The organism is Burkholderia sp. AU33545, from assembly GCF_020419685.1.
Classification (GTDB): domain Bacteria; phylum Pseudomonadota; class Gammaproteobacteria; order Burkholderiales; family Burkholderiaceae; genus Burkholderia; species Burkholderia diffusa.
This window is the reverse complement of the sequence record NZ_JAIZRQ010000005.1, coordinates 296,878-321,118: the sequence shown is the minus strand read 5'-3', so window position 1 is coordinate 321,118 and position 24,241 is coordinate 296,878. Positions and strand designations below refer to the sequence as shown.

General features: G+C 58.3%; 16 protein-coding genes. 1 reads left to right on the top strand and 15 read right to left on the bottom strand.

The window, feature by feature from the left end:
- Positions 1-367 precede the first annotated feature (367 nt).
- The 4 genes from LGM71_RS18870 to LGM71_RS18855 form a co-directional block, all read right to left on the bottom strand.
- Complete coding sequence (locus tag LGM71_RS18870; RefSeq protein WP_226115824.1) at positions 368-2,476, bottom strand: DEAD/DEAH box helicase family protein; 2,109 nt, start codon at positions 2,474-2,476, stop codon at positions 368-370.
- The gene (locus LGM71_RS18865) at positions 2,473-4,383 is read right to left on the bottom strand and encodes a tyrosyl-DNA phosphodiesterase 1 (protein ID WP_226115822.1); all 1,911 of its coding nucleotides are present in this window, start codon (positions 4,381-4,383) and stop codon (positions 2,473-2,475) included. Before LGM71_RS18865 ends, LGM71_RS18870 begins: the two co-directional genes overlap by 4 nt.
- On the bottom strand, positions 4,383-5,771 hold the full coding sequence (locus tag LGM71_RS18860; RefSeq protein WP_226115820.1) for a hypothetical protein: 1,389 nt from the start codon (positions 5,769-5,771) through the stop codon (positions 4,383-4,385). Before LGM71_RS18860 ends, LGM71_RS18865 begins: the two co-directional genes overlap by 1 nt.
- Positions 5,772-5,881: 110 nt before the next feature.
- Entirely contained in the window at positions 5,882-6,640 is a 759-nt protein-coding gene (locus tag LGM71_RS18855; protein ID WP_175718014.1) for a restriction endonuclease, read from the bottom strand.
- A gap of 760 nt (positions 6,641-7,400) precedes the next feature.
- Between LGM71_RS18855 and LGM71_RS18850 the strand changes: the two genes are divergently transcribed.
- Entirely contained in the window at positions 7,401-9,002 is a 1,602-nt protein-coding gene (locus tag LGM71_RS18850; RefSeq protein ID WP_226115818.1) for a nuclease-related domain-containing DEAD/DEAH box helicase, read from the top strand.
- Between the two features lie 6 nt (positions 9,003-9,008).
- Here LGM71_RS18850 and LGM71_RS18845 read toward each other — a convergent pair whose 3' ends face one another.
- The 11 genes from LGM71_RS18845 to LGM71_RS18795 all read right to left on the bottom strand — a co-directional run bounded on the left by LGM71_RS18845 (position 9,009) and on the right by LGM71_RS18795 (position 24,237).
- Positions 9,009-10,724: a hypothetical protein gene (locus LGM71_RS18845; protein ID WP_175718012.1), complete on the bottom strand. Its 1,716-nt coding sequence runs from the start codon at positions 10,722-10,724 to the stop codon at positions 9,009-9,011.
- Between the two features lie 17 nt (positions 10,725-10,741).
- Positions 10,742-13,789, bottom strand: a complete 3,048-nt coding sequence (locus LGM71_RS18840; protein ID WP_226115816.1) for a helicase-related protein — start codon at positions 13,787-13,789, stop codon at positions 10,742-10,744.
- Between the two features lie 76 nt (positions 13,790-13,865).
- Positions 13,866-15,053, bottom strand: a complete 1,188-nt coding sequence (locus LGM71_RS18835) for an RNA polymerase sigma factor RpoD/SigA (protein ID WP_226115814.1) — start codon at positions 15,051-15,053, stop codon at positions 13,866-13,868.
- Positions 15,054-15,163: 110 nt separating this feature from the next.
- Positions 15,164-15,790, bottom strand: coding sequence for an MAE_28990/MAE_18760 family HEPN-like nuclease (locus LGM71_RS18830; protein WP_226115812.1), 627 nt, complete (start codon positions 15,788-15,790; stop codon positions 15,164-15,166).
- A complete protein-coding gene (locus LGM71_RS18825) occupies positions 15,791-16,882 on the bottom strand; it encodes a DUF262 domain-containing protein (protein ID WP_226115810.1) in 1,092 nt (363 codons plus the stop codon). It abuts the gene before it with no gap.
- A 203-nt stretch (positions 16,883-17,085) separates the two neighbouring features.
- Positions 17,086-18,354 (bottom strand): DNA cytosine methyltransferase, encoded by a 1,269-nt coding sequence (locus LGM71_RS18820; RefSeq protein ID WP_226115808.1) that lies wholly within the window; start codon positions 18,352-18,354, stop codon positions 17,086-17,088.
- A 14-nt stretch (positions 18,355-18,368) separates the two neighbouring features.
- Positions 18,369-18,857 (bottom strand): very short patch repair endonuclease, encoded by a 489-nt coding sequence (locus LGM71_RS18815; protein WP_226115806.1) that lies wholly within the window; start codon positions 18,855-18,857, stop codon positions 18,369-18,371.
- 222 nt (positions 18,858-19,079) lie between these two features.
- The gene (locus tag LGM71_RS18810) at positions 19,080-20,120 is read right to left on the bottom strand and encodes an HNH endonuclease (protein WP_226115804.1); all 1,041 of its coding nucleotides are present in this window, start codon (positions 20,118-20,120) and stop codon (positions 19,080-19,082) included.
- A gap of 201 nt (positions 20,121-20,321) precedes the next feature.
- Complete coding sequence (locus LGM71_RS18805; protein WP_226115802.1) at positions 20,322-21,584, bottom strand: tyrosine-type recombinase/integrase; 1,263 nt, start codon at positions 21,582-21,584, stop codon at positions 20,322-20,324.
- A 326-nt stretch (positions 21,585-21,910) separates the two neighbouring features.
- Positions 21,911-23,530 carry a glutamine-hydrolyzing GMP synthase gene (gene guaA / locus LGM71_RS18800; RefSeq protein ID WP_226115800.1) on the bottom strand — a complete coding sequence of 540 codons (1,620 nt, stop codon included), beginning with the start codon at positions 23,528-23,530 and terminating at the stop codon, positions 21,911-21,913.
- Positions 23,531-23,637: 107 nt separating this feature from the next.
- A complete protein-coding gene (locus tag LGM71_RS18795) occupies positions 23,638-24,237 on the bottom strand; it encodes a hypothetical protein (RefSeq protein ID WP_059599943.1) in 600 nt (199 codons plus the stop codon).
- Between the last annotated feature and the right edge of the window lie 4 nt (positions 24,238-24,241).

The window sequence follows — 24,241 nt, the reverse complement described above, 5'->3', positions numbered from 1 at the left end:
GGCCCCTTCAACGCAAGTAGTTCGAGGTCTTCGTCGGTACACACTAGGAGAAGCGCGTAAAGGGTTCCCTCTTTTATTCGCCCCAGAGCAGCACCCGATCGATCACAGGCACGGCCACTACTGTCGTTGTGAAATGGCATAGGTCGCATTAACCGGGGCTCCCTTGTAGTTCCCCTATGGAGTATCGGCCCCCAAAGCGAAGACTTTAGACCCAAACAGCGCTACGTGGCTCAGCGCCTGTTATCGCGGTGCGAATCCGTCGAGCACTCGCTGGCGTCTATGCACTGTCCGTCCTGAATGCCGCCGGTCGACGCAACCTGCAGCACGTGGCGACGCCAATATCTCACTCCCAGCACCGGCACCCTCTTTAAGGCAACAGGTTCAACCCGCGCATCTTTTCACCTGCGTGTTCGAGAATCTCCCCTAAGCCCGTCAGATCGTCACTGGCGGCCTCCACATCGACTTCCTCGCGCATGCCCCCCATAAGCAGATCGAACTGCGAAATCCGTTGTCGCATGATCGCGACAGCTTTCTCGTCTCGCGTACCCATCAAGGCCGGATAAAAAACGCGAATCGGCTTCTCGATTTTGGACGCCCACGAATCGACTCGACGCAGGCGGCCGTTTCGCTGCACCGTCCGGACGGGGCTCGGATCCAGTTCATGGTGAATCAGGTGGCGGCAAAACCGGTGCAAATCGACGCCTTCGCTCAAGGTGTCGGTACTGACCAGAACGTCCGGCCCGAACGGACTATTGAACACGGCCACCACAGTGTCAGGCGCATTCGTAAAAAACACCTCCGGATGGGATTGCCCGAACGCGCTGGCGTCTGGATCGCAGACAGCGGCCACTCGCGCATGCGTCGCACCGGGCAGCCTCTGTGGATCACTTCGCAGCAAGATTGAACGCGTCGAGGCCGACTCCCTGTCGATGAGTTGCCGGTATAACTGCTTCGCCTGCGCGGCGATCCCGTATCCGGCGTTCGTGTCGCGCGCGAGTCCTGTAATGAGTGATCGCTTCGAAACGAGAGCCGATGCTGCGGTCTCGCCAAGCCAGTGACCGACCTGTGCGCACACGCCATCTGAACACAACCATTCTATAAAATTGTCGAGGCGAGTTTCGGCTGAGCGTCCTTTGACGGCTTCCGATTCCTGCTCGAAAACTTCATCCCAGGCCGTGCGCCAGACCTCGCGGACCTCGGCATGACCAGCGGCTCGTTCCGGCCAACGGATCGCATCCGCGAGTGCCGCGGTCAACTCCGCTGCTGGCAGATGATGGCGGCAGAAGATCAAAACCTTTTCGCCCTGAGCGACGAGCGACTTCGCCATTCGTACGGTGTCCGCGATCTTTGGATGCGTGTCGATGGTTCGTAGCGCCGTTTGCGCGCGGCGTCCATGATGGTGCGCCGCGAACGCCTCGACATCGCCGCCGCGGCCGGCGACCTTGCGCGTCAGTACCTCAAGATCCTCGGCGAGCTTACCCGTCGAAACGTGATAGCGCGGGTCATTGCGCCGTACGTGCGGCCACGCCTTGCAACGTTGCCCCAATTCGAGCGCACGGTCGGCCCGCAGCATCACCTCCAGAAGTTCTTCGGAGGCCTCGAGCGGTGTGGTCGCCCCGGCGTCGTCGACATGAGGGATCTCGCCGAACGCTTTCCGCTCACTGGGGGCTAGATCCTTGATTCCATGCCGGATCACAAATGGCTTCATCTCCTTCACCGCGAGGCGTGCAGCCTCGCCAAGCTCGACTGCCATCTCGCGCGGCGTGCTCGCATGACGTCCTCGCCACAGCTTCGTGAGTAGCTCGGCGTAATCCCGCATCGGTTTCACCGCCGCATCGCCGCCAATTCGCTTGAGCAGTGTCGCCAGATCGTTCGGATCGATGCTAAAGGGAGTCGCGGTGATGACGAGCAGGCGGCCGATCTGGTTTCTTGCATCGCCGATAGCCTGGCCGAGTCTGGCATGTTCCGAACGCGCCCTATGCGCTTCATCGACGATCAGCAGATCGCACACCAGCCTCTCCGCCTTGTGATGCGTCGACACAGCGATCGTGCCATCGGTCAGCCGCGTGATGTGGCTCCGCAGGCGGTTTTTTGCCGTATCCAGTTTCAAGGCGCGAGCATGCTCGGCAACGGCGTCGATATGCAACTCTAGTTCCTGGCGCCAGCGGCGCGCCATCACTTCGTTCGGCGCGAGAATGCGCACACTCTTGCCGTTTCCGGCGAAAACGAGCGCGCACAGCGTAGCGACAGTCGTCTTGCCAAGACCGGCATCATCGGCAAGCAGAATGCCCTCGGTACCGCCATTCATCCGGTCGAGAATTGCTTTCGCGGTGGTGAACTGGCGCTTGGTCGTCGGCAGCTTGAGTTGCTTCCATCCCGGATTCAGGGCTCGGTGCCTGTCGTGGCACTCGATATAGCCCTTCGCCTTCCTGCGGTCGAGAAATTGCCAACTGCGCGCATTGATATCAAGACTCATTTGTTCTGCCTGATTCTCAATTGAAGTTCGTCGGCCGCAATACGCGCGGCAACGCGTTCACCGAGGTTCGGAGCTGACTCGCCCGCTCTGTGCCAGCGCTCGTAGAGCTGCCTGCCGTCGCTGACGATCTGCTTGCGCAAATTCTCATCGGCGGACTGAAGATCGTTCCACCAGTTGTCGACGCAGCGAAAGCGCCGGCAAGCATCGAGGTAAGCGTCAACCGCATAGTCGCCGCCGGCGGCGCCTTTACGCCTACCGTCGCCAGAGCCCTTGCGATCGCCTTCGTCCGGTACGCGTACGTAGCCGTATTTTTCTTCAAGCAGAAGGTCGGCCGCTTCACGCAGCTTCGCTTCGTCGTAGTCAGGACAAAGCAGGCGGCCATCGTCGCTCGTGCGGGTGTCGTGAATCGGGGTTGTCCTCAATTCGCCTTTTGTGGTGATCACCGTCACTGCGACCGGGATATCTCCTTTGGCCTCGGGCCACGCAAGCGCAGCCCGGGACGGTACGCCGCTCGACCACTCAACCCTGTGGCGACCGATACTTGTTGCACGCGCTACCGTGACCTCAATCCTGGCCACGAGCGGGCATCGCGCGCGGCATCCGATCTGTAGCGTCTTCCCGTCCCAGTCGGCCGCGAGCCAACCGATCTGCGGCTCAGCGTCGCGACTGTAATCGACCTCGCAGGTATGCCGCACAAATTCGCCTTGCCCCAGCCGGCCGCCAAAGGCATCGCGTACCGGAAACGCGACACCGAGTTCGAAGTTGCCGATCTCGAGCTTACCGTCCGGATTCCACCGGCCCCAGGCCGACTCGCTGAAATTAGCCGATGTCACGAGCAGGCGGTGCTGATTGCCCTCGCGAAACTCATAGAGTTTCGCGTGGCTCCAGCGCCGGTCTTCCTGTTTATGTTCGTCGCCTAGCGGACTCTGCTTGACGCCATCGGGCACGGCGATCTCGCGCCATTGCATTCCCGCGTCCGTGAGCGCTCGCTCGCTGGACTGATCCAGTTGCCAGTTGTCGGCCCAAGGATGCTCACACCCGATCCATGCCGAAGCGACATCGTGTGGTTCTACGGCTGCCGTCTCACACCATTGCTCGAAACCGTCGCGTTCCCAACGTCCGAACGTGGGCGTAAGCACTGTCAATTGTCGTGGATGCTTGCGCGACCAGAGATTCGCAAGTCCCGAAATGCCCCATGCGGTGTCTCGCGTGCGCAGCGTCGCTGGTGAATGCTTGCCCGCCACACTTGCGATAAACTCGACGCCCTCCGGACACTCCGCCCGGCGCAGCAGCTCACGCCATTCAGCGATCCGCGCACTATCCGCGCCCGATGCGCGGCCGAGTGCAGCAAGAAAGTTCGGCAGGCAACCCCAACCCTTCTCGCGCGCATTCGATCCGGTGGAGGCCAGCGACACAACGCAGCGCCATCCGCTCTGGATCTGGTTACTCAATCCAGGTTGCGTGAGATTCGCAGACGAGATGACGATTTCGAGCGTCTGCGACGCGCCCGCTTCGGTCGCTTCGTAGTGGAACATCCAGAGCTTCGCGTGCTGGGCCGCTGCGCCAGTCGCGCCAACCTGAAAGCGCGCGATGTAATTCCAGATCCAGCCTTCGGAACAGGCAGGCGAGTCGCCGCCCGACGACACGATTGCAATGCGCCCTTTGATACCTCGCAGTACCGCCTCAAGCTCGGCGAAGTAGCGCAGCCGGTCGTCCGTTTCGCTGACGTAGCTGTTCTCGAGGCCGAGCCAATGCGACAGATAATGCTCGATCAATACGGACGGATCCGGTGGATCGTAGGTGGTGAGCAACGCGCCGAGCAGTCGGCCAGTGTCGCTTCGACCGATGCCGGCGAGCGGTTTCCATTGCGGCGCCAGAAGCTTCCGCTTCGTGCTGGATGTCGCCATTACATCGCTCCTTCCGGGTCGAACGCATCCGCACCGAGCAATGCGTCCGGAATGCGCCTGATGACGCCGCACTGGACGCCCAGACGGCTCAGCGCTTCGATCCTCACGCGATAGTTGCTCGCCTCGCCGCCACGCGACGGCGCGAGCAGCTTCAAATCGTTTCCGCTGAACATGAGCCAGCGAAGGCCGCCGCCATACGTCGCATGATGCCGTTCAAGCGCCTTCAGCCTGCGCCTGCGATCGGCGCCGGCTGCGACGATGCCGCCCGCCAGCACATCGACGACGGAGAACGAGCCCGCCGAGGTCCCTTCTTTCTTCCAGCGTTTTGCGGCGCGCCCGAGTTCGTCCAACGCATGAACCACGTCACCGTGAGCGAGTACGCCATCGATTGTCGTCGTGCCCGTTCCACCGCCGCTCGCATCGCGCTTTCCAGCCACACTCCAGCACGCATTCATCGCGGCAATTCCCGCGTCAGCAAGCTCGGAGAATGCGGACCAATATTGAAGGCGTTCAGTCGAGGGTTCGCCTGCGAGGCGGCGTGCGATGTCAGCGTAGAGCGCGGGCCGCGTTGTCGCCCGGGAAGCCGCAGCAGCCTCAAGTACGCTCCTGCGTCGCCGGCCGTTTTCGTCACCGGCCGCCGATGAAAATAGCGACTGTGCCAGCACCCTGGATTCGTCCGTAGGAAGACGCCGTGGATCGGTCAATACCGTCGGCAGACACGTGGGCGTACCGCGGCCACGATGCCACTCAAACCGTTCGAGCCAATGTTCTTCCGGCAGCGAACGACGCCCGCCTCTGATGCTCTGCCCCGGCTTCATCCGCACGCTGCCATGCACGATCTCCGCGAGCGCCTTGCCATGGCTGTCGAGCCTCCAGCCATCCGCTCCGATCGTAAGACCCGGAAGCGAGCGCAACGCCACTCGATACGCGCCGTACACGCCGTTAAAGCGATAGCGTGCGTACGATTCGGGGAACATGCCGAAGCGCGCCTCCGTAGCGCCGCCCTCGACCCATCGCCGGACGGCCTGCACGCCTGGCAGTTGCCGACGCTCGGCCGCCTGGTCCGAGGTCGCCTTGAACGTGCGCGCAATCCACAGCAGTTCTAGCGGGCGAATCCACGTGTAAAGACTTCTCGCCGCGTCGCGCGATGCGACCGTCCCCTCGTCAGCGCCAGCACCGAACTTGCGCCACGCCGGGTGCGCGTGCTCCAGCGCCCAGCACATGATTGACAGCCAGCGCGCGTCCATGGTGCGATTCGACAACCCCGGCGCCAACAACTCGGCAATCTCTTCAGCGACATGACGCATCCCGAGAGGATCGCCGCGGCGCACCGCGAAACTCTCCAAAGGAGCGGTGTAGAACCATTCTGTTATTGTGCCCAACGACATCCCCGGTTTTGGTGCGACCTATCCAACGGTGGTTTGCGTTGCAAGTGCAGCAGCCTTGCCACTTTTCCGCCCTGGGCTTGCACGATGACCAACTAGTTAGGACTGTCCCGTTACATCGAACGACGATCGACAGTCTCGACCCGTACCTCGCCATGCACCGCCGTGACAAAGTGCAGTTCCGCTGACTTTCGACCGGTGTCGTCAGTCTCTACCGATGCAAGCCAGAACCACGGCTTGCGACACCTGCATTGGTGCCCATCATCGTCGGAGTCATACGGTGGAGAAAACATCTCGAGACAGGCCGTGCATCGCACATGAAAGTGATGACAGCGGTCACACTTCCCAACATAGTGGACGAAAGAGATGCGGCGCATTTCCTTTGACGTCGCAGACAAAGGCACGACATGCAGGTCTATCGAAGGGTAGCCGCTCCAGAACACCTTCCCACCTCGACATCCTGCCACCATGCAATCGGGCCAAGCCGAAGGATTGAAGTCTTCCAAACGATCAAGCGGTAGCAGGCGAATCGACACGGCATCTTGCGCTCTTCGTTCGGCTGCAGAGGTGTGCCCACGTGGGCAAACAAGGTAGCCATGCGTCGCACCAACATCTTCCATTAGCCCACGAAACGCCTCTACATGAGTAACGTCGATTCGTCGTGACCGTGCTTTGGCATCGATGATGATACGCCGGCTATTGTCCGTGTCACGACGTAGATCAATCAAAACATCAATCTGGCGGTTGCGCCCGCTGATAGCTCCCGAAACTCGTGCGTTTGGCGTAACGCAGTATTCCGTAGAAAGTTGCTGGGCAACAAGTTGAGCCACCAATCGCTCGTAGTTTTTCCAGTCCGGTCTGCCCTTGCTCATTTCCCTTCATGCCCCTGTCGCGTTGCCAGCAGCAATTCGCCAACAACCTCCTCCATGCCCAACGCCCGGTCAGAGCTCTCAAGATGCGTCACCATCCTCTTCAGAATATCTTTGCCACGGCCTCCTTGCGATGCATCCATGGCTCAAGTCTTTGGCCGTCCATGAGCTAGTCGTCCGAGAAATCTGAAATCAAGATCATCTACCGACTCCCTGATGATGAGAAGTACTTCTTCTCGTCGTAGCTCACCGCTCGCATCCAGCCACGTTCTCGGTAATCCTACAGCCTCGCAAATGTCATGCATCGACAGCCCCAACTCCCGAACGCTATCCGGCGTCAGCGCACCACGTGTGGAAACATGGTAGGGAATCAATGGTCCTGGTCCTCGGTTATTCGGTCATACTAGCGCAAATCAAGCCTAGCAGAGGCCTCCTCTGACACCGTCCAACATATGCCGATCGTATCTACGGAAATTGTCGCAGTCAGCGCACCGGCAACAACCATTTGCACTCCCCGACCGACTAAAAGCTAAGCTCCAACGCTCTTTGTCTTCGGGAACGCCACTGAGCTCGGCGACGTTCAGGAACACGCCACGACGAAAGACAGCACCAGGCAAGGCCTACCTCCGACAGGCAAAGTTCGCGCTGGAGGAAGCCAAGAAGAGACGAAAAGGGGCCGACCTGCTAATTTTCATTCTGACGCCTCGATCGTGGAAGCTGCCTTACTGAGCGTTTCGCGACGAGCAAAAAGCAACGACAGATCATGGCAACTATCTACCCACGAGAACCGTATCCGCACAGCCCAAAATCGGAACTGAAAGTCCGAAAGGCACTCTCTTCCTTAGACGATTTGGTGATACTTCATTCAGTCGCTTGGCAAGCCCGTCGCGGCAAACAGCAAGGAGACGGTGAAGCAGATTTTATTATCGTCGCGCCGATGTTAGGAATTCTCATACTGGAGGTTAAGGGTGGAAGCATAGAAGTCGTCAACGGCTCATGGTTCTCTACGTCACGCGATGGGAATCGGCACGCCCTCAAGAATCCCTTTGATCAGGCCAAAGATTCGAAATATGCGCTGCTCGCCTACTTCCGGGCAGTAGATCCAGCACTGTGCAACATTCCCATCGTGCACGCTGTCGTCTTCCCCGACGTCGTAGTCAATGCACCGCTAGGCTCCAACGCACCCCGCGAACTAATAATCGACAGGGCCGATCTGCAGGAACCTTGGCTTGCAATTGAAAGAGTGTTTCGTCATTGGGAAAAAAAGAGCCCTATCTCGACCAACGAGCTCGAGCGACTGATCAGGCATCTAGCTCCCACCGTTACGGTGCACCGGCTCCTGCGGGATGTTATAGGCGACGTCGAACCGGCATTGATCGACCTCACGGCGGAACAGACGCGGGCGTTCCAGATGCTCAAGCGTGTCAGGAAAGCAGCCGTTCTGGGTGGCGCAGGAACGGGAAAAACTATCCTCGCGGTAGAAAAAGCTCGACAACTTGCATCGTCCGGATTTCGAACACTTCTTCTGTGTTTCAATGCGCCGCTACGACAGCACCTTGCATCGACGCTGGCCGGTTCGGACGTCGACGTAGAAACCTTTCACAGCCTTACCGCTCGCGAAGCCAAATTGGCACGGATCAAGATTCCCTTAACCCCCGCCGACAATTGGTTCGAATCAGAAGCACCTCGTATCTTAGGTGACGCTGCGCAAACCAACGGCACTCGATACGACGCCGTACTGGTAGATGAAGCACAGGACTTCGCGGAAGAATGGCTTGCCTCCGTAAGCAGTCTTTTAGCCGAGAACCACTTGCTTTACCTTTTTGCCGATTCGCATCAGAACCTCTACCGGCGTGGCTGGGTATTGCCGGAAGGACTGGTTGAATTCGAACTGACGGTCAATTGCAGGAACACTCGCCGGATCGCCCTCAAGGTCGCAGCCCTTTTTGGCGATCGCGTTGACGGCAACGAGATCGATGGTCCAATCCCGCACTTCGTCGAAGTGGAACGCGGACAGAAGATCACCACAGCCATAGTTCGACTTGTTGAAACACTCCTGCTAGAGGAGAAGATCTCGCCATCCCAACTAGTCGTGCTGAGCGACATGAACGCGGTCTTGTCAGACTTGCGCACTACTGGAGTATGCGAGTACCTTTTTACCGCGCCAGGCGGACACGGCATCCCGGTTGACTCGATTTATCGCTTCAAGGGCCTGGAACGTGAAGTCGTCGTTCTCGCCCTTTCCGACAACCCGTCAGGCGAAGAACTCTTGACGTTTGCATACGTCGGCATTAGCAGGGCCAGGATCGGCCTGTATGTTGTCGGTAGCCAGCGAGTTCGAAATTCAATTCGGTGGGATTCCTGATCGTTCTCACGCTCGTAGATAGCCGCTGGAACCGAACAGCGTTGCGCGACTGAGGTGCCGGTTAAAATATCTGCACGACGGCTCGCCAAGATGCAGGCAGGCCATGCAAGCCCCCCCTGCATCCGCACACCCCGGATCTAACGCGCAGCGGTGCTCGTCGAATACAACGGCATCAAGCAGACGATGGAGCTCTGTTTCAAAGACTGCCTGCAGTCCGCCAAGTACGAAATCCCCTTTCGAAGCTGCATAGACAAAGAAACCTAGGTGCAGTGGCACCAGCAGCTCCGAAAGCGCATTACGGTCTATCCCCGCATGAACCGCTGCGATTCTGAGAAAGCGATGTGCATAGGAGTGAACGAGTCGCAGAAGCGCACCACCAACCGTACAAGCATTGTCCCCATTGCCTGACGAAGGCATAGGCATTTCCGCGGCTTCAAGTATCGCCTCACGTGCAGACCGCTCATCAGTCCAGACCGGAAGCGCGTACCCTTGTCCTGCCAACCATTGTGCCACCCTCAGAGGATTCAAACGAACGAACAGCGCTTCCGTTTCGGCAATGTCCGCATAGACCCGGTAACCTTCCCCATGCCGCCCTTTGTATGGAACCAGTCGCCCGTTACCAGGTTCATGGTCTCCTCTCGTGTAACCATAATGCCCGGTAAGAACAGGGAATCGCTCGATTAGGTCCACGGCGGCCACACCCGCTGACCGCAGCGCTTCTGCATAGCGTACGCGGTAAAGGGCACCCAGATCGCTTGACGGCTCAGTGGCGACAACCAGATCCTCTGTACGGACGCGGGACTCAAGCGTCGCAAGAGCGATCGTCACAGCTTGTGCTTCCGCGTCTTCGCGACGCCCCTGCGACAGAACCAGATCTCGTTCCTGTAGCAGACCGGGCGCGCCGCCCGCCACATCGAGCATCTTTTCAATTATCTCGGCCGGAAGGCCCTGCGATGCAAGCTGACGTCGCAAGGTCTCCCGGCCTGCGGGGATTTCTTCGACCGTTTTCGTTTTCATGCCGTCAACCACCCAGGACAGCGCCTTGGGTGGCCCGCCAGCTTCGGCTATCGCGCGTATGCGTTCCCGAGAAGGTGGGTTCACGATCACCACGCTGCGTGGCGTATAAACGGACGAGGCCCGATGGGGCTGAAAGGTCAGTTGTCCCTGCCCGCAATCACAGGGCACATGGCCAAAGCCGCGGCGAAGCTCGCGATCGCATATAGGGCATTGGAAGCGAATTTCTGTCGCCGACGAAGTACCCGGAAACACGATCCTGACTTGCTTGTGCTCGGGGCACTTCGGTATCCAGGGTGCACGGATCGTTCCGCACTTGTCGTGATAGCCGACGAAGAAAAGTTGTCCCCGGTACCCCTTTGTTCCGCAGGGACATGCAGCGTCGGGAGTGTCGTACACGCGCTTGCACGCTTTGCATATCCACGATCGAGGGAACGGCTCTACCTCAACGCCATTGTTCTCGTCCAGGGTCAATACGCTGATCGGTGCACCGGCATGCAGGTGCGCGACAAATCCAGCGTCCATGTCGGCTGCACTCCAGGGCATGGCCTGACGGATAATCTCACGCCTCAAGGAGCCTGAATCGATCTCTCCCCGGACCTTTGGATGTCTCCAGTCCTTTACCTTCCAAACGCCCCCCCGCAAGTCAACCGTCTGCTCGGGCAGGAATCCGAACAAAATCTGGGAGGCGCTGCGCGATTCTTTCATGTCACCCGCTCCTCTATTTATACTCGGCTTCCAATGACTGGAACCTGCTTCTCGACATCACGCAACGACAGCATGGGGGCTCCTGACGGGGACAAGTCGGATGGAAATCGGGCACCATTCGGTGGCATTTGAATGTTACGTCGCAGTTCTTCGAACCACTGGACCAGATCCTGCCTGAGCGGCTCATCCAGCTCCGTCTGAAGTTCCAGCGCTTTGACTATAGCCTCAAGCTCTTCGTGCACATCAAAGTTTCCATTCGAGACATAGTTCTTGAATGCCCGCACAGTCGTCAGCGCAGTGTCCGACGACGGCTCGTGAATCATCAGAAGGCGAGCTAGCTCCAGACCGGCGATCGTTCTGTCAAGGACACGGCGGCTGCGCTTCGTTACTGGAATGGGCTCGACAAAACGGTCACCCTGTTCGATGAATTGTGGAAACGACCGAAAAATTCCTGCGTCCCGCTCGCGTCCGATCTTGTGTATCACGAACACTATTCCAGGATACCGACGCCCGGCCCGCGCGGTAGCCTGAATAAACTCGGCAGCGGACAAAGGAATACCGAGCATTACCATCACGTTAAGCCGGTCAACGTCGACGCCGTGGGACATCATCGAGGAGGCCGATATTATATGCAAACGATCATTGAATTCAGTCTCCGGGTTTTGCAACCGGTCAAGCGTCTCGCGAACTTCTGCGAAGTCCGTCTTTCCCGTTAGCGAAGCAGTGTTAATTACACCCGGAACAAGCACCTGCGTCTCCAGGGAGCGTGTTACGGCTTCCAGGTCGCGCAGGGTATTTCCATAGACCACATTGGTCCCGAATAATGAAACCAGATCGCCTGCGCACGACGGGTCCACCCCGATGTCGGCGCAGGTTGAAACGGGATCGCTTATCAACTTTCGCACCGCGACCTGGAGCTCGGTCATGAGCCTGTCAACCGTATACTCCAGCGTCACCCCGCGCGGAGCAATCGCCACGAAGCGCCGCATGAGCCTTGAGGAATCCGATGTCCAGAATCCACCTCCCGAGCGTGGCGGTGGAACCGGAAACACCCGGGCCGAGCGTCGATAGAGCACATCGACCTGTTTCTCGTACCCGGTTAGAGTCGCCGAGGACGCAAGAATCTTGGGCTTTCGCCCGCACAGCTCTTTCTGAAGAGAGTCGTACAGTGCCTCGTAGTGCGAGTCAACGGCACCGAGACTATCGCGCAAGAGATGAAGCTCATCCTGCAACCGGAACGATGGACCATACTTGTGCGCTTCCATCGGCAATGCTTGTGGCGTGCCCCGGCAGCTCGGCACCAGACAGCCCGAAGGTCGAGTACTCCTGGGAGCATAGGTATACCCGTGACCGCTCTTAGAACATAAACCGAGCGGTGCGCCCACCATTCCTCTCATCGACGCCTGCAACGATATTGATGCAGCCTTGTCGAGCGTTCCAACCACCACGGTTGGCAGGAACCGGTATATCTCTTCGTCCACGATGTAGACAGGCAACGCTTCCTCGAACCAGTTGCAATCCGCATTGTTGCAGTAATGCTCGAGTTTCCACATACGTCTGTCGAAGCGCATCAATATCGAGCGCTGATGGCAGAACGGGCAGTATTCGAGGACCTGGAATCGACCGGGCATGTTCAAGTCGTCGGGGTCGGGTTCATCCGGCTTCGGGTTGTCGGAGATACGATTCGGCGTAGCGCCCTGTCCAACAAAAAACCCCAGAGAAAACGGGTCTCCGGGAATATCCATTTCTCGACGAACTGTTTCAGCCGCCGCCAGTGCATTCGCGAAACGCTGCGTCTGCTGGAGAGAGAGCATCCGAAGCGGAAACCGACTCCATGCGGTGATTCCGGATATTTTGCCGCAGAGGCGATCATAGATCGCAGCTGTTACCAGCAGCCCTAGATAGGTTTCCGTCTTGCCCCCACCTGTGGCGAACCAAACCACATCTACCGTCTCTGGTTCACTGCTGCAATCGACTATCGACCCCAGGTTGGCAAGCAGAAACCCGAATTGAAATGGACGCCACGAATCGTATTTGCCGTTCGCCCCATAAGACATCGCGCGGTTCATGCCGACGAAAGCGTTGAGCAACTTGGCATCCGAACGCAACATGTCGATGCCGCTCGCGATACGATCACATTCCTCCTGGAACTGATCTGCGGCCTCGGACGCTTGTGTACGCATTTCCGGCGACCAATCCTCCTCGCTCGCGCGTCTGTCGAGCGCACTAGCCGACCAGTTGGCGTCTCCCCAGGAACGAATGGCAGCCAGAAGGGCCTGCGCGGGCAAGACGGGATCGTTTGCGAGGACATCAAACCGCATGTCTGGCATATCGTCATCGACACCCCAATACTGCGGTCTCAGCCTGTCGACAGTGATTGCGTCCTCAGTGGCAAAACATCCTGAACCCAGACTCTGTACGCCGCAGTTGATCCCGTAAGCATCGACTCTCCGATCGTATCGAAAGGAATCCTCCAAAGATTCCAGGAGAAATGGAGTCAATGCCAGCCCTTCTATACGAAGAGCACATTGATATAGTCGGGTGTCTTTGAAATACGTGTGCTCCTTGGGAGAACTGTTGACCAAGGAAATACTCAGCTCGTATTCGCCTGACTGTCCTATTTCTACATCTACGTCGATTCGTGCCGCAAGACCCGGATGCCCTGTCACCCCCGCCAATGCGTTGGCAAATTCGTTTTCGACAAACCTGTGGGTACCAGACGTCTGCGGAACATCAACTGTCGAACGGACGGTCATCAGGCCAGATTTTTGCCACGTTCTATCGCTTTTGTTCCAGAGCCATGCCACCCCAGATGCGATGATATCAAAGCGCCACGGGCCACTTCCCGCAGGTTTGACCTTCAGACCAAACGAACATGGTTCAAGCCGTTCGCCCCTATCGCCCCAGTCACTTTCGGCTACAGCCTGAGCCGACTGGAGGCGCCCCAGCCAGTATTTTCCGGATGGCTCGACACTCAACTCGACGTCCTCGTCGCCACGTCCAGCTACAGTCATTCGGCCAGAGAGCCAATCTATGAATTTTCCATGCGCCAAATCATTATTCATTGTCGCCCTCGAAAAAATTCCTGCTGATCATATCCGCGCCTAAACCAATGCCTAGTCCGATTAAACCCAGCCCAATTCAAAGAAAGTCTCGCAATATTGTCGAGCGATTCGGATGCTTCAATCTCTCGATCGCTTTAGATTCTATCTGGCGAATACGCTCCCGAGTAAGACCGAACATCTGTCCGATTTCCTCTAACGTAGCTTCAGTTCCTTGATCGTTCAAACCAAATCGCAAACGCAACACCTGGCCTTCTCGCTCCTTCAAATCGCGCAATACAGCATCAACGCAACCCGCAAGCTCGGTTTGACCGAGCTGCTGTTCCGGAGACGGCAAGTCTGACATCAAGGTTTCGATGATTAGTGTATCCGCGCCCGGCCCTAGCTGCTCATCCAGAGAAAGAGGAATCAACGCAGCCGCTTGCTGGATAAAATGGACCTTTTCTATGTCCCATGCGAGCTCGTCCGCAAGCTCTTTAATGCTCGGTCGGCGCTCGGGATGCGCTTGAGAGAGGATTCTGTCAGCGCGCTTGAGCCTCACCACCTCATCATATACATAGACTGGCAACCTGATTGTCGCACCTCTGTCCGCGAGTGCCCTGGTGATTGACTGCCTGATCCACCACGTTGCGTAGGTAGAGAATTTATAACCCAGAGTGTGATCGAACTTTTCAGCGGCACGTATCAAACCGAGCGTGCCCTCTTGAAAGAGATCTTCAAGGTTGAGGTCCGAGAGCCCGACGTACGGCCGCGCGACGTGCAGAACGAGGCGAAGATTCGCCACCACCATTGTATCCTTCGCCTGCATGGCGCGACGCAGGAGTCGCGAATGCTCTCCAGACGGTGGCACACCGCTGTCCAGTTCCTGACGAGCCCTTCGACCGAGCTCCATCCGGCGCCCCAGCTCGATTTCCTCCTCTGCGTTCAGGAGCTTGCTGCTCATATTCCGGAGTCTGACATCGAGCCGTTGACTAACGACGTCGTGCGCTTCGTCGACCGAGCCGTCAATATGAAGTCCGTCGATCGCGTCCCGGCTCTCCGATTCGTCTTCTGGAGTGATACCGAGTAGATCCAGTTGCCGGTAGATTTCCGCTCCGTCCTCGACACTAAGCTTCCGCTTCTCAAGGAGCCGCTCGACCTGCGCTTTGGACAGCAGGCCGTCACATCGGTCGTAGTCTGCGACCAGATCCCGGATGGTCTCTTCAATCTTCGCATGTTCCACTGCTTTTCCCCGGCAGTTCACCATCACACGAAACTTGTTCCACACCACGCATTCAGGTGACGCGTTATCGGTAACCGACGTTTGCGGCCTTTACGCGTCCTGATGCTGATCTTCCCGCTCACCTGCCAATCGCCCCCCGGCCGGCGGGAAAGTATTCAAGCAACACCGAGATACCGTTGATCATTGATATACGATGCAAAATCAACGAGCACGTGACCGAGTAGTGCCCTAACCGCTTCAAAATCACGTACCAATTGTGGGGCCGTCAAATCCTTTCCATAATCCGCAAATGATTCGGCGCCATGCGTAAGGCTATTTCGCGCCGTCATAATCTCATGTAACTTTGCTTCTTCATAGTTATGCGTCTTCTCTACGCCGAGCTCGCTGAGCGTTTCCCGAATTCTCCGTGCGTCGACGTTTCCATTGAAGACCTTAGCCTTATCAAAGCTTGCGCTAATAATATCAGTTGCAACAACTGCCATCCTGGCCGTCAGCTTGTTTGCGGCACAATTCCTTACGTTCTGGATGACAGCGATTTTGAATTCGGATCTAAGCCGGTCGAAAGAAACCTTTCGACTTTCGAGCTCATCAAATACGGCTTCCACCGCGTTTGTCATCGTGGATTCGATGAGGTTGTATAGCAGAAGAACGGCGGCAGCCTTCATCGTCGCTGGAAGACCTGCCGGAATCTGCTTCGGACTAACCTCAACTTCGACGAGCCAGCCGAGGTAAGTGTCAATCTCGTTGCATCGCTTTTCGAAATCTGCCTGCACGGTATTCATTCAGGCACCAAGGAGCTTGTCTCGGACGAATTCAATGCGAGCCTTCACTCGGGGGCGAGAGTTGCTTGCGTCGGATACCGTATGCTTCACAAATTCGTCCGACGCTAACCAACCCGCAATGACCTCCCGCGATCCGACTAGATCTGGTTTGGCTTCGAGTGCCAGCGTCACGCCGACCGAAATTGCCTCAAACCGTACTCTCGGCACAGATGCATTAGTCGCGCTCTTGCGAAAACCGTAGGGAAAGTATTGGCTCACGAAGTTCAGCATGGAGTTGAACTGTTCGGATAACGACTGCCTATCGAACTTGTCTCGGTGCTCCTTGAGATAGGTATTCAGAAAATCGCGGACACTATGGCTGAATTTGGAGTAGCGATCTGCATACGCGAAGTATCTCAAAACCATTTCTTCCGCCTCTTCGCGACGCTGCTTTCGATAGGAAATCGGGCAAAGTTCGTTAAACAGAGGGAGCGCAGCGCAGTCGACGATGAATTCGTAGAACGGACCTGTGTATATCCCCTTCCGCTTCTCCATGTCGCGAAGCTCGTCGCTGCCCGTGTTAATTCGTTCGAAGATATCGCGCCTGACAGCCTCTGTCGCCTTGTCGGATAACTCGATAACCCGTATCGGTCTTCTGTTGAATTTCCGCTGCCGCGAGAGTTCGATGTCGGCAAAGCGAAACCCATTGAGGAGCGTCAGCTTCTCAAGACCTTCGAGGGTCACTTCGTTACACAGGAACGCTGCAAGTGTTCGGACTCGCTGTGAACCATCAACAATCTCGACGCGCCCCTCATCGGAACCGGGCTCGCCTGGCAGGGAAGCCGTGAACACGTACGGTATCGGTAGTCCCAGCATTACCGATTCGATGAATTTACTTTGCCGCGCCAGGTTCCACACAAAGTCACGTTGATAGGTAGGGATGAAAAGCTCGTTCGCATCCTCATCCTTCCCATCCAGATATTTCTGGACGATCAACTCGACCGTGTACTCCTTCGTTTCGTAGTCGACGACGGTTTGAAGCTCTCGGACCTGCTCTTCCGCCTTCAACCGATCCTCGTCCGTGATTTCCTTCTGATTCTTCTTCACAGTCACCACGCTTTCCCCTTCGACCATTCTTTCACACAGGATCCTGAGATGAGTCGGAGTCCCCGAACTAGTACAGGGACATCTCCATGACAATACGCCCCGTCGAACCCTTGCAGCAATTCCGATTGCCAAGTCACCTGCTGACTGAATGCAGGATGATGGTTGCCGAAGCGTCTTCGCTCAGATAGCTTCCGTTATCCGCTTACCCATCATGCTGCACGCTTCTTTGCCATCAGCTCGCTTTCAGATGTAGCATTATCTTCGCCGTCGTGAATCCTCGGGATGCGAACAGCCTCGGACGGATCTATACCCGCTGCAACCGCCAGAGCAGACAGGAATCCGTCCTCAAGCTTCAGCGTGGTCCGACGTACCCTCTGGAAAAAACCATTTGCTGCGCGCTGGGATATCGCTGTACCGCGGTACTTCAGAAACTTGTGCAAATGAACTTCGGGTGCGGGCAATGGGTATTCGCTGACCGCGGCGACGTATCGCTTCCCTTCGCTGCCGCATGCTGCCATCGGCCATTTGCCATTTTTCTCCATAGGCATAAGGATAGATTCGTCGAACTCGCCCGGGACAGCTATGCGCTTCGCAATCCATTGCGCGGCCGGGACACTCACAGCATTTCCAACCTGCCGCCAACGGCGCCTGCCATGCCGCTCATTTCCCATTGCGGTCGGGATTGTCCAGTCCTCGTCAAATCCCTGCAGGCGTTCCGCGTCCCGAATCTCGGGCAACTGGATCCGGCCAGTCGCAGGCGTCCATATAGCCGGTGGAGATGGAATTGACAAACCCGAGCCCCCCTTGAGCGTCGGAATAGCGTCGATAGCCCAGCCAACCCCCGTGTTCCCTTCGGTCCAGTAAAACCCACGAGCCAGTTTTTTGCTCGAGCGAACTTTGGGTTCCGCGGCGTCATCGGCGAACAGGACGTTCTCCGGCCTTTCATCTGTTCGGGTCGCTACGATGAACACCCGTCGACGTCGCTGAGGTAAGCCGAATGCCCTGCTGTTCACCACCCGATAAGCCCACCGATAACCCAACCCCTCAAGTTTCCGTACGATCGCGTCGATCGCCCGTCCGCCATGCAGTTGCAGCATGAAGGGCACGTTCTCAAGTACAAGCCAGTCCGGTTTGACGCGCGCGCTGCCTACCAGATCGAACAGGGTGTTAACCAAACTGGAGCGGGCACCGGCCAGACCAAGACGTGTTCCAACAGCGCTAAGGTCTTGACACGGAAAACCGCCGATAAGAACGTCCACGCGTGGTAGCCGCTCCATCTGGACTATGTCCCGGTACAGCGTAGCGCCGGCAAAATGCTCTTCCAGGACGCGATTGGCATCGTCATCAATCTCGCAAAGAAACTGTGTCGCGAACCCGGTTTTGTGAAACCCGAGCTCGAACCCACCGATGCCAGAGAAAACGCCTCCGACAGTCAGCCCCGGTGATGTCATCGCAGTTGTACCGTCTGTTTTCTTCATTGTGATGCTTCATTTCATATCGCTGCTACGCCGCCATGCGGATCTCGACTGCTGATGCCCCGTATTTCCACCACCGTGGCGCCGCCACGCACACCTTCACTCAGCAAGGCGCACAGGCGCTCAGGCGGCAAGCGCCCCTTACCTTTCAATGTGCACTGCCAGACTACCATCACGCGCCAGCCATCTCTGACCAGACCGTCAATTGCACGCCGATCGCGGGCCATGTTCGACAGAATCTTTGCTCGCCACCAATCAGTTCTGGTTGCAGGCAGCTTAAAAAGGGAACAATCATGCCCGTGCCAGAAGCACCCATGGACAAAAACTGCAATATTCCATTTTGGCAGGACGATGTCGGGCGAGCCTGGCAGCTTTCGTGCATTCAAACGATACCGAAAGCCTGCGCCATGCAGGAGACGCCTGACGATCAGCTCTGGGCCCGTGCTGACCGTCCGGACAGCCGCCATTCGCAGGCTTCGCTGTTCTGGAGCAAGAATATCGGTCATTCAGAGCCTCTGTCGTTCAAAACGCTCAAATGTTGGCTGACGTCTGTTGTGCGGCCGCCCAATTCAAACGTAGCCAACTGACCGCGTCGCCCTCGTTGCCGCTACCATGGAGCGGACTTGCGGACGGGGACATTGTACCCCTGGCGAAACAAGCTGCCGGCACACCAAGGTCACCTCGATCCGGTCCTCGCACGCGCCGAGCGGACGTGCATTCGAGTAGCTTCATTGGGACTTCGACGTCTGTTCCAGCCCTTTCAAAAATACGCCCCACCGTCTGGCAATGGGCTCTGCCGCCGGCATCGAGCGCGCGTCGAATTGAAGCGCCGTGCCGTCGAACTGTGCGTATCCATCAGCGCAGACCTTGGGGTGAAACTTGATAACAAGGCTGCCAGGCTCAATCGCCATTAAGTTCAAATCAAACAGGGTATGAAGATCGGCCCTCAACAGCAATCCGTTCTGCGGATGATTGTCTGCGGCACCGAGGTATGGGCTGATGTGAGCGGCCTCAAGGATGTCGAGAACACGACAGCCCGAGACCACACAGCGGCCGCCATAGCGCTTGATGAGATTGTCGCGAAATGTACGCTGGCCACGCCTCACTCTGATCGCCCGGAGTATGCTCTCCCGACTGTCGCACATCGATGCAATGAACTCGGTCGCCTCTTGCCTTGAAGTTTCGTCGGCCCGTTCGATCGCATCCGTCTGTTCCAAAGTGCAACTATCCGAAAACCGAGCAATTAGCGCACGGGCTTGCGGAAACATCCGGCTCAACCGTGCCTCCAGACTTGAAATGTCGATCTCCTCGATCGACAGTTGATCACTGGGCCGCCTGGCCGCCGCCTTGATGTCTTCGACTGGAATCGCACCCGGAGTAGCAACGAATGTTTGCCCGTAACGGGCCTCATAGCCAGCCAGAGAAATAGTTTCCGAAGTTGGTTGCTGGAACTCATGTCCGGCGCTGCATCGCCACGGTGGCGTGGATGTTTTGCGAAGCTTGATAGTTACTTTCCCGCACGCCGGACAACGTTGACGCACCTTGTTAACCGTCGACGAGATGATCTTTTCGACCTGCGCGAGACCCACCAGATGGTCTGAGTCCCTGATCAGTACCAGATCCCCTTCTGCGAGCTGCTTATGATTCTGAACTGCGGCATCGTAGAGGTAGACGCTCGTGAGCTGGTCGCCATAGCCAGTATTTCCGCCATACTGGCGCCTTTCATCGCTCAACGCGAGGAGAGACCACGCCCGAGGAGATTTTTGCATTCTGTTATTTTTCCGTTGATGATCTGACATCGCCGCAGCCTTCATACTCGCCGTCGGACTGGCATCACAAGAGAACAGAAAAGCCGCATCGCACGGCTTTTCGTCACTTGAGCAACTTTTCGCCGCTACCGAACTGTCCAAAATTTCCGTCGGTACACGTGTCGTGGACAGTGGAAATTGTTGCCGGCAAGACGTCTAACTTCACAGCGTGCGGGCGACGACCGTCGGCATCGCCATATCAGAAGGCAGTAGGTTCGGCCGATGTCCGCTTCCCTGCACCCACGCATCGACCATATCCGCCCACTCCTGGAGCATATGCCGACGCTGTACAGCATACTCGGCCCTGTTGTACACAGCTCGCGAAGATCGCCCTTCTCCGCCATGCGCAAGAGACCGCTCAATCCAGTCGCCGTTGAAACCGGCTTCGTTAAGCAGTGTTGAACCGGTTCGCCTCAAATCATGGACGGTGAATGGCTCCAGGGGCAGTCCGGCTGTTTTCGCCCGTTCGGCAACGAGCTGCGTGACCCGATTCAACGTAGCCTTGGACATGCATCGATCCGCGGCATAGCGGGACGGCAGCACATATCGGGAGCCTGCTGCACAGGTATGCAACGCCACCAAGATGTCGATCGACTGGCGGGACAAATAGACGTTGTGGGCTCGGCGCGCTTTCATCCGGGACTTCGGTATGGTCCACACCGCAGCTTCGAAATCGACCTCATCCCACGTTGCCTCGATCAATTCGCTCTTGCGGACCATCGTCAGCAAAATGAGACGCAAGGCGAGCCGGATCGTCGGGTATGTCGCCACCTGCTCCAACTGCCGATGCATGAGTCGAATTTCCAGCGGTGACAGGACCCGGTCTTTCGGCACAAACGTGGCGATCGACGCTACGCCGACCTCCTCAGCCGGATTCTCGACCTTCTCGCCGTGCAGATTCGCGTAGGCAAAAATCTGCTTCACAATATCGCGAAGCTGAACTGCGGTAGCCGGCGCACCCCGCCCCTTGACCCGCATGCAGAGCGCACGCAGATCATCAGCAGTGACCTCACAGAGCAGCCTCCCGTTGAAGGCCGGAAGGATATCGCGCACAACGATGCCCTTGCGTACAGATCGCGTCGTGTCCGCCATTCTGGCCCCATCAAGCCAGTTGTCCGCCCATTCACCCAAGGTCTTCGCCACGGCGCGCCGCTGCTTTTCCCGCTGTTTCTCCACGGCCGGTGACCTGCCCTCACGGACGGCACGACGGGCGTCCAGAAGTTTTTCCCGCGCCAACGCCAGCGAGATGCCCCCTCGACCATAGCGGCCGATTGTCAGCGTTTCCCGCCGCCCGTTCACGCGGTAGTCGTATCGAAAAGAAATGGTGCCCGCCGGAGAGACTGCGACATACATGCCATCGCGGTCGGCGACCTTGTACAGGGTTGTACGGGGTTTGAGGTTGCGAAGTGCAAATTCAGTGAGCATCTTTTCTCGTTCTCGTGGTTGGTACAACTTTTACCGTCATCAACCACGAGCCCTGGATGTGCCCGCAAACCCGCACCACGCCTAGCTTTTTGGAAAAAAATCTACCGTCACGCCCGAATTGCGCTGTCGGTAGATTATCGAGTTCGGATAATGAATGAGATGGATACCGTCTGTTTTGCCGTCATCTTGTGACGCAGACATCCCTGGCTGTCTTTGGAATCGCCGAAAAATCTTTTTATATTCAAAGACTTGAAATACACGCCGAAACATGTAAAAGTTTCGTGCGCAATTTCAAGCCATTGATTTTATTAGGAATTTTTTACCGCCTACTCCCACTCGATCGTCGCCGGCGGCTTGCCCGAGATGTCGTACACCACGCGGTTGATCCCGCGCACCTCGTTGATGATCCGGTTCGACGCGCGGCCGAGCAGCGCGTACGGCAGGTGCGCCCAGTGCGCGGTCATGAAGTCGGTGGTCTGCACCGCGCGCAGCGACGTCACGTAATCGTACGTGCGACCGTCGCCCATCACGCCGACCGACTTCACCGGCAGGAACACCGCGAACGCCTGGCTCGTCAGGTCGTACCAGGTCTTGCCGACGTCGGCCTCGCCGCACAGGCCCGCCGCCGCGTCCTGCGCGGTGGCGGTCGTGCCGCGCAGTTCCTCGATGAAGATCGCATCCGCGCGACGCAGCAAGTCCGCGTATTCGCGCTTCACTTCGCCGAGAATCCGCACGCCGAGGCCCGGGCCCGGGAACGGATGGCGGTACACCATCTCCGGCGGCAGGCCGAGCGCGACGCCCAGTTCGCGCACTTCGTCCTTGAACAGGTCGCGCAGCGGCTCGAGCAGCTTCAGGCCGAGCGTTTCCGGCAGGCCGCCGACGTTGTGGTGGCTCTTGATCGTCGTCGCCTTCTTCGTCTTCGTGCCGCCCGACTCGACCACGTCCGGATAGATCGTGCCCTGTGCGAGCCACTTCGCCTTCGACAGCTTCTTCGCTTCCGCCTGGAACACTTCGACGAACTCGCGGCCGATGATCTTGCGCTTCGCTTCCGGATCGGTCACGCCGGCCAGATGGCCGAGGAACTGCTCGGACGCGTCGACGTGCAAGACCTTCGCATGCAGGCGGCCCTCGAACATGTCGAGCACCATCTTGCCTTCATTCAGGCGCAGCAGGCCGTGGTCGACGAACACACAGGTGAGCTGATCGCCGATCGCGCGATGGATCAGCGCGGCCGCGACGCTCGAATCCACCCCGCCCGACAGGCCGAGAATCACTTCCTCGTCACCGACCTGCTCGCGAATCTTCGCGACGGCTTCCTCGATGTGGTTCTTCATGATCCAGTCGGGCTTCGCGCCGGCGATCTGCAGCACGAAGCGTTCGATGATCTGGCGGCCCTTCACCGTATGCGTGACTTCCGGGTGGAACTGCACCGCGTAGTAGCCGCGCGCCTCGTCGGCCATGCCGGCGATCGGGCAGCTCGGCGTCGACGCCATCAGCGCGAAGCCCGGCGGCAATTCGGCCACCTTGTCGCCGTGGCTCATCCAGACCTTCAGCATCCCGTGGCCTTCGGCCGTCGTGAAATCCTCGATGCCGTCGAGCAGGCGCGTATGGCCGTGCGCACGCATTTCCGCGTAGCCGAATTCGCGATGGTCGCTCCACTCGACCTTGCCGCCGAGCTGCACGGCCATCGTCTGCATGCCATAGCAGATGCCGAGCACCGGCACACCGAGATCCCACACGGCCTGCGGCGCGCGCAGCTGGTGGTCTTCGTACGTGCTGGCGTGGCTGCCCGACAGGATTACCGCCTTCGGCGCGAACTCGCGGACGAAGTCGTCGGACACGTCGTTCGGGTGGATTTCGCAGTAGACGTGCGCTTCGCGCACGCGGCGCGCGATCAGTTGGGTGACTTGCGAACCGAAGTCGAGAATCAGAATTTTGTCGTGCATGGCTGCGGACAGGATGAAGAGAATAAGAAAAGCAGCGCATGAAGCGCTGCGTCAAATGCATGGACAGCGGCGTCGGGCGGCAGGCAGCACGCGCGACGCATCGCCGGTCAGTCCTGCGACGGCGGACGCGCGTCGAATGCGACGCTGCCTGACGCGCGGTCGGATGCGGCCGATGAAGTAGCCGCAGCCGGTGCCGAAGGCGCCGCCGGACGGCTGACGACCGGCTCGACCCGCGGCTGCGGTGTGGAGACCGGCGCCGGTTCGACCGGACGCTTCACGTCCCGGGCCTCGAGCGCCTGCGCCTTCTCGCGCCGCCGCACGGCCGAGGCGAGGCGTACGCCGCCGACGCCGAGCACGATCAGCGCGACACCGGCCATCGCCGACAGCACGCGGCCGGCGGCCGCGAGCGCAGGACCGTTGCCGGTGCCGAACGACCACACCACCGCCAGCACGCCGATCAGCCAGTTCACGTGGCCGACCGCTCGTGCGACGGGCGCCGTGAGGTCGCCGTTGACCGCCGCATGGAACGCGAGCCACGCGAGGCCGAGCAGCGCGATGCCGAACGCCTGGCCGAGCATCGCCGGCTGGATGTTCGCCAGCTGCAGCGCGTTGAACAGCGCCTGCCAGGGCGTCAGCACGAACAGCACGCCGAACGCCAGCAGCAGCACGGCATCGACGATCAGCACGGCTCGCAGCAGCGGTTTCATCGGC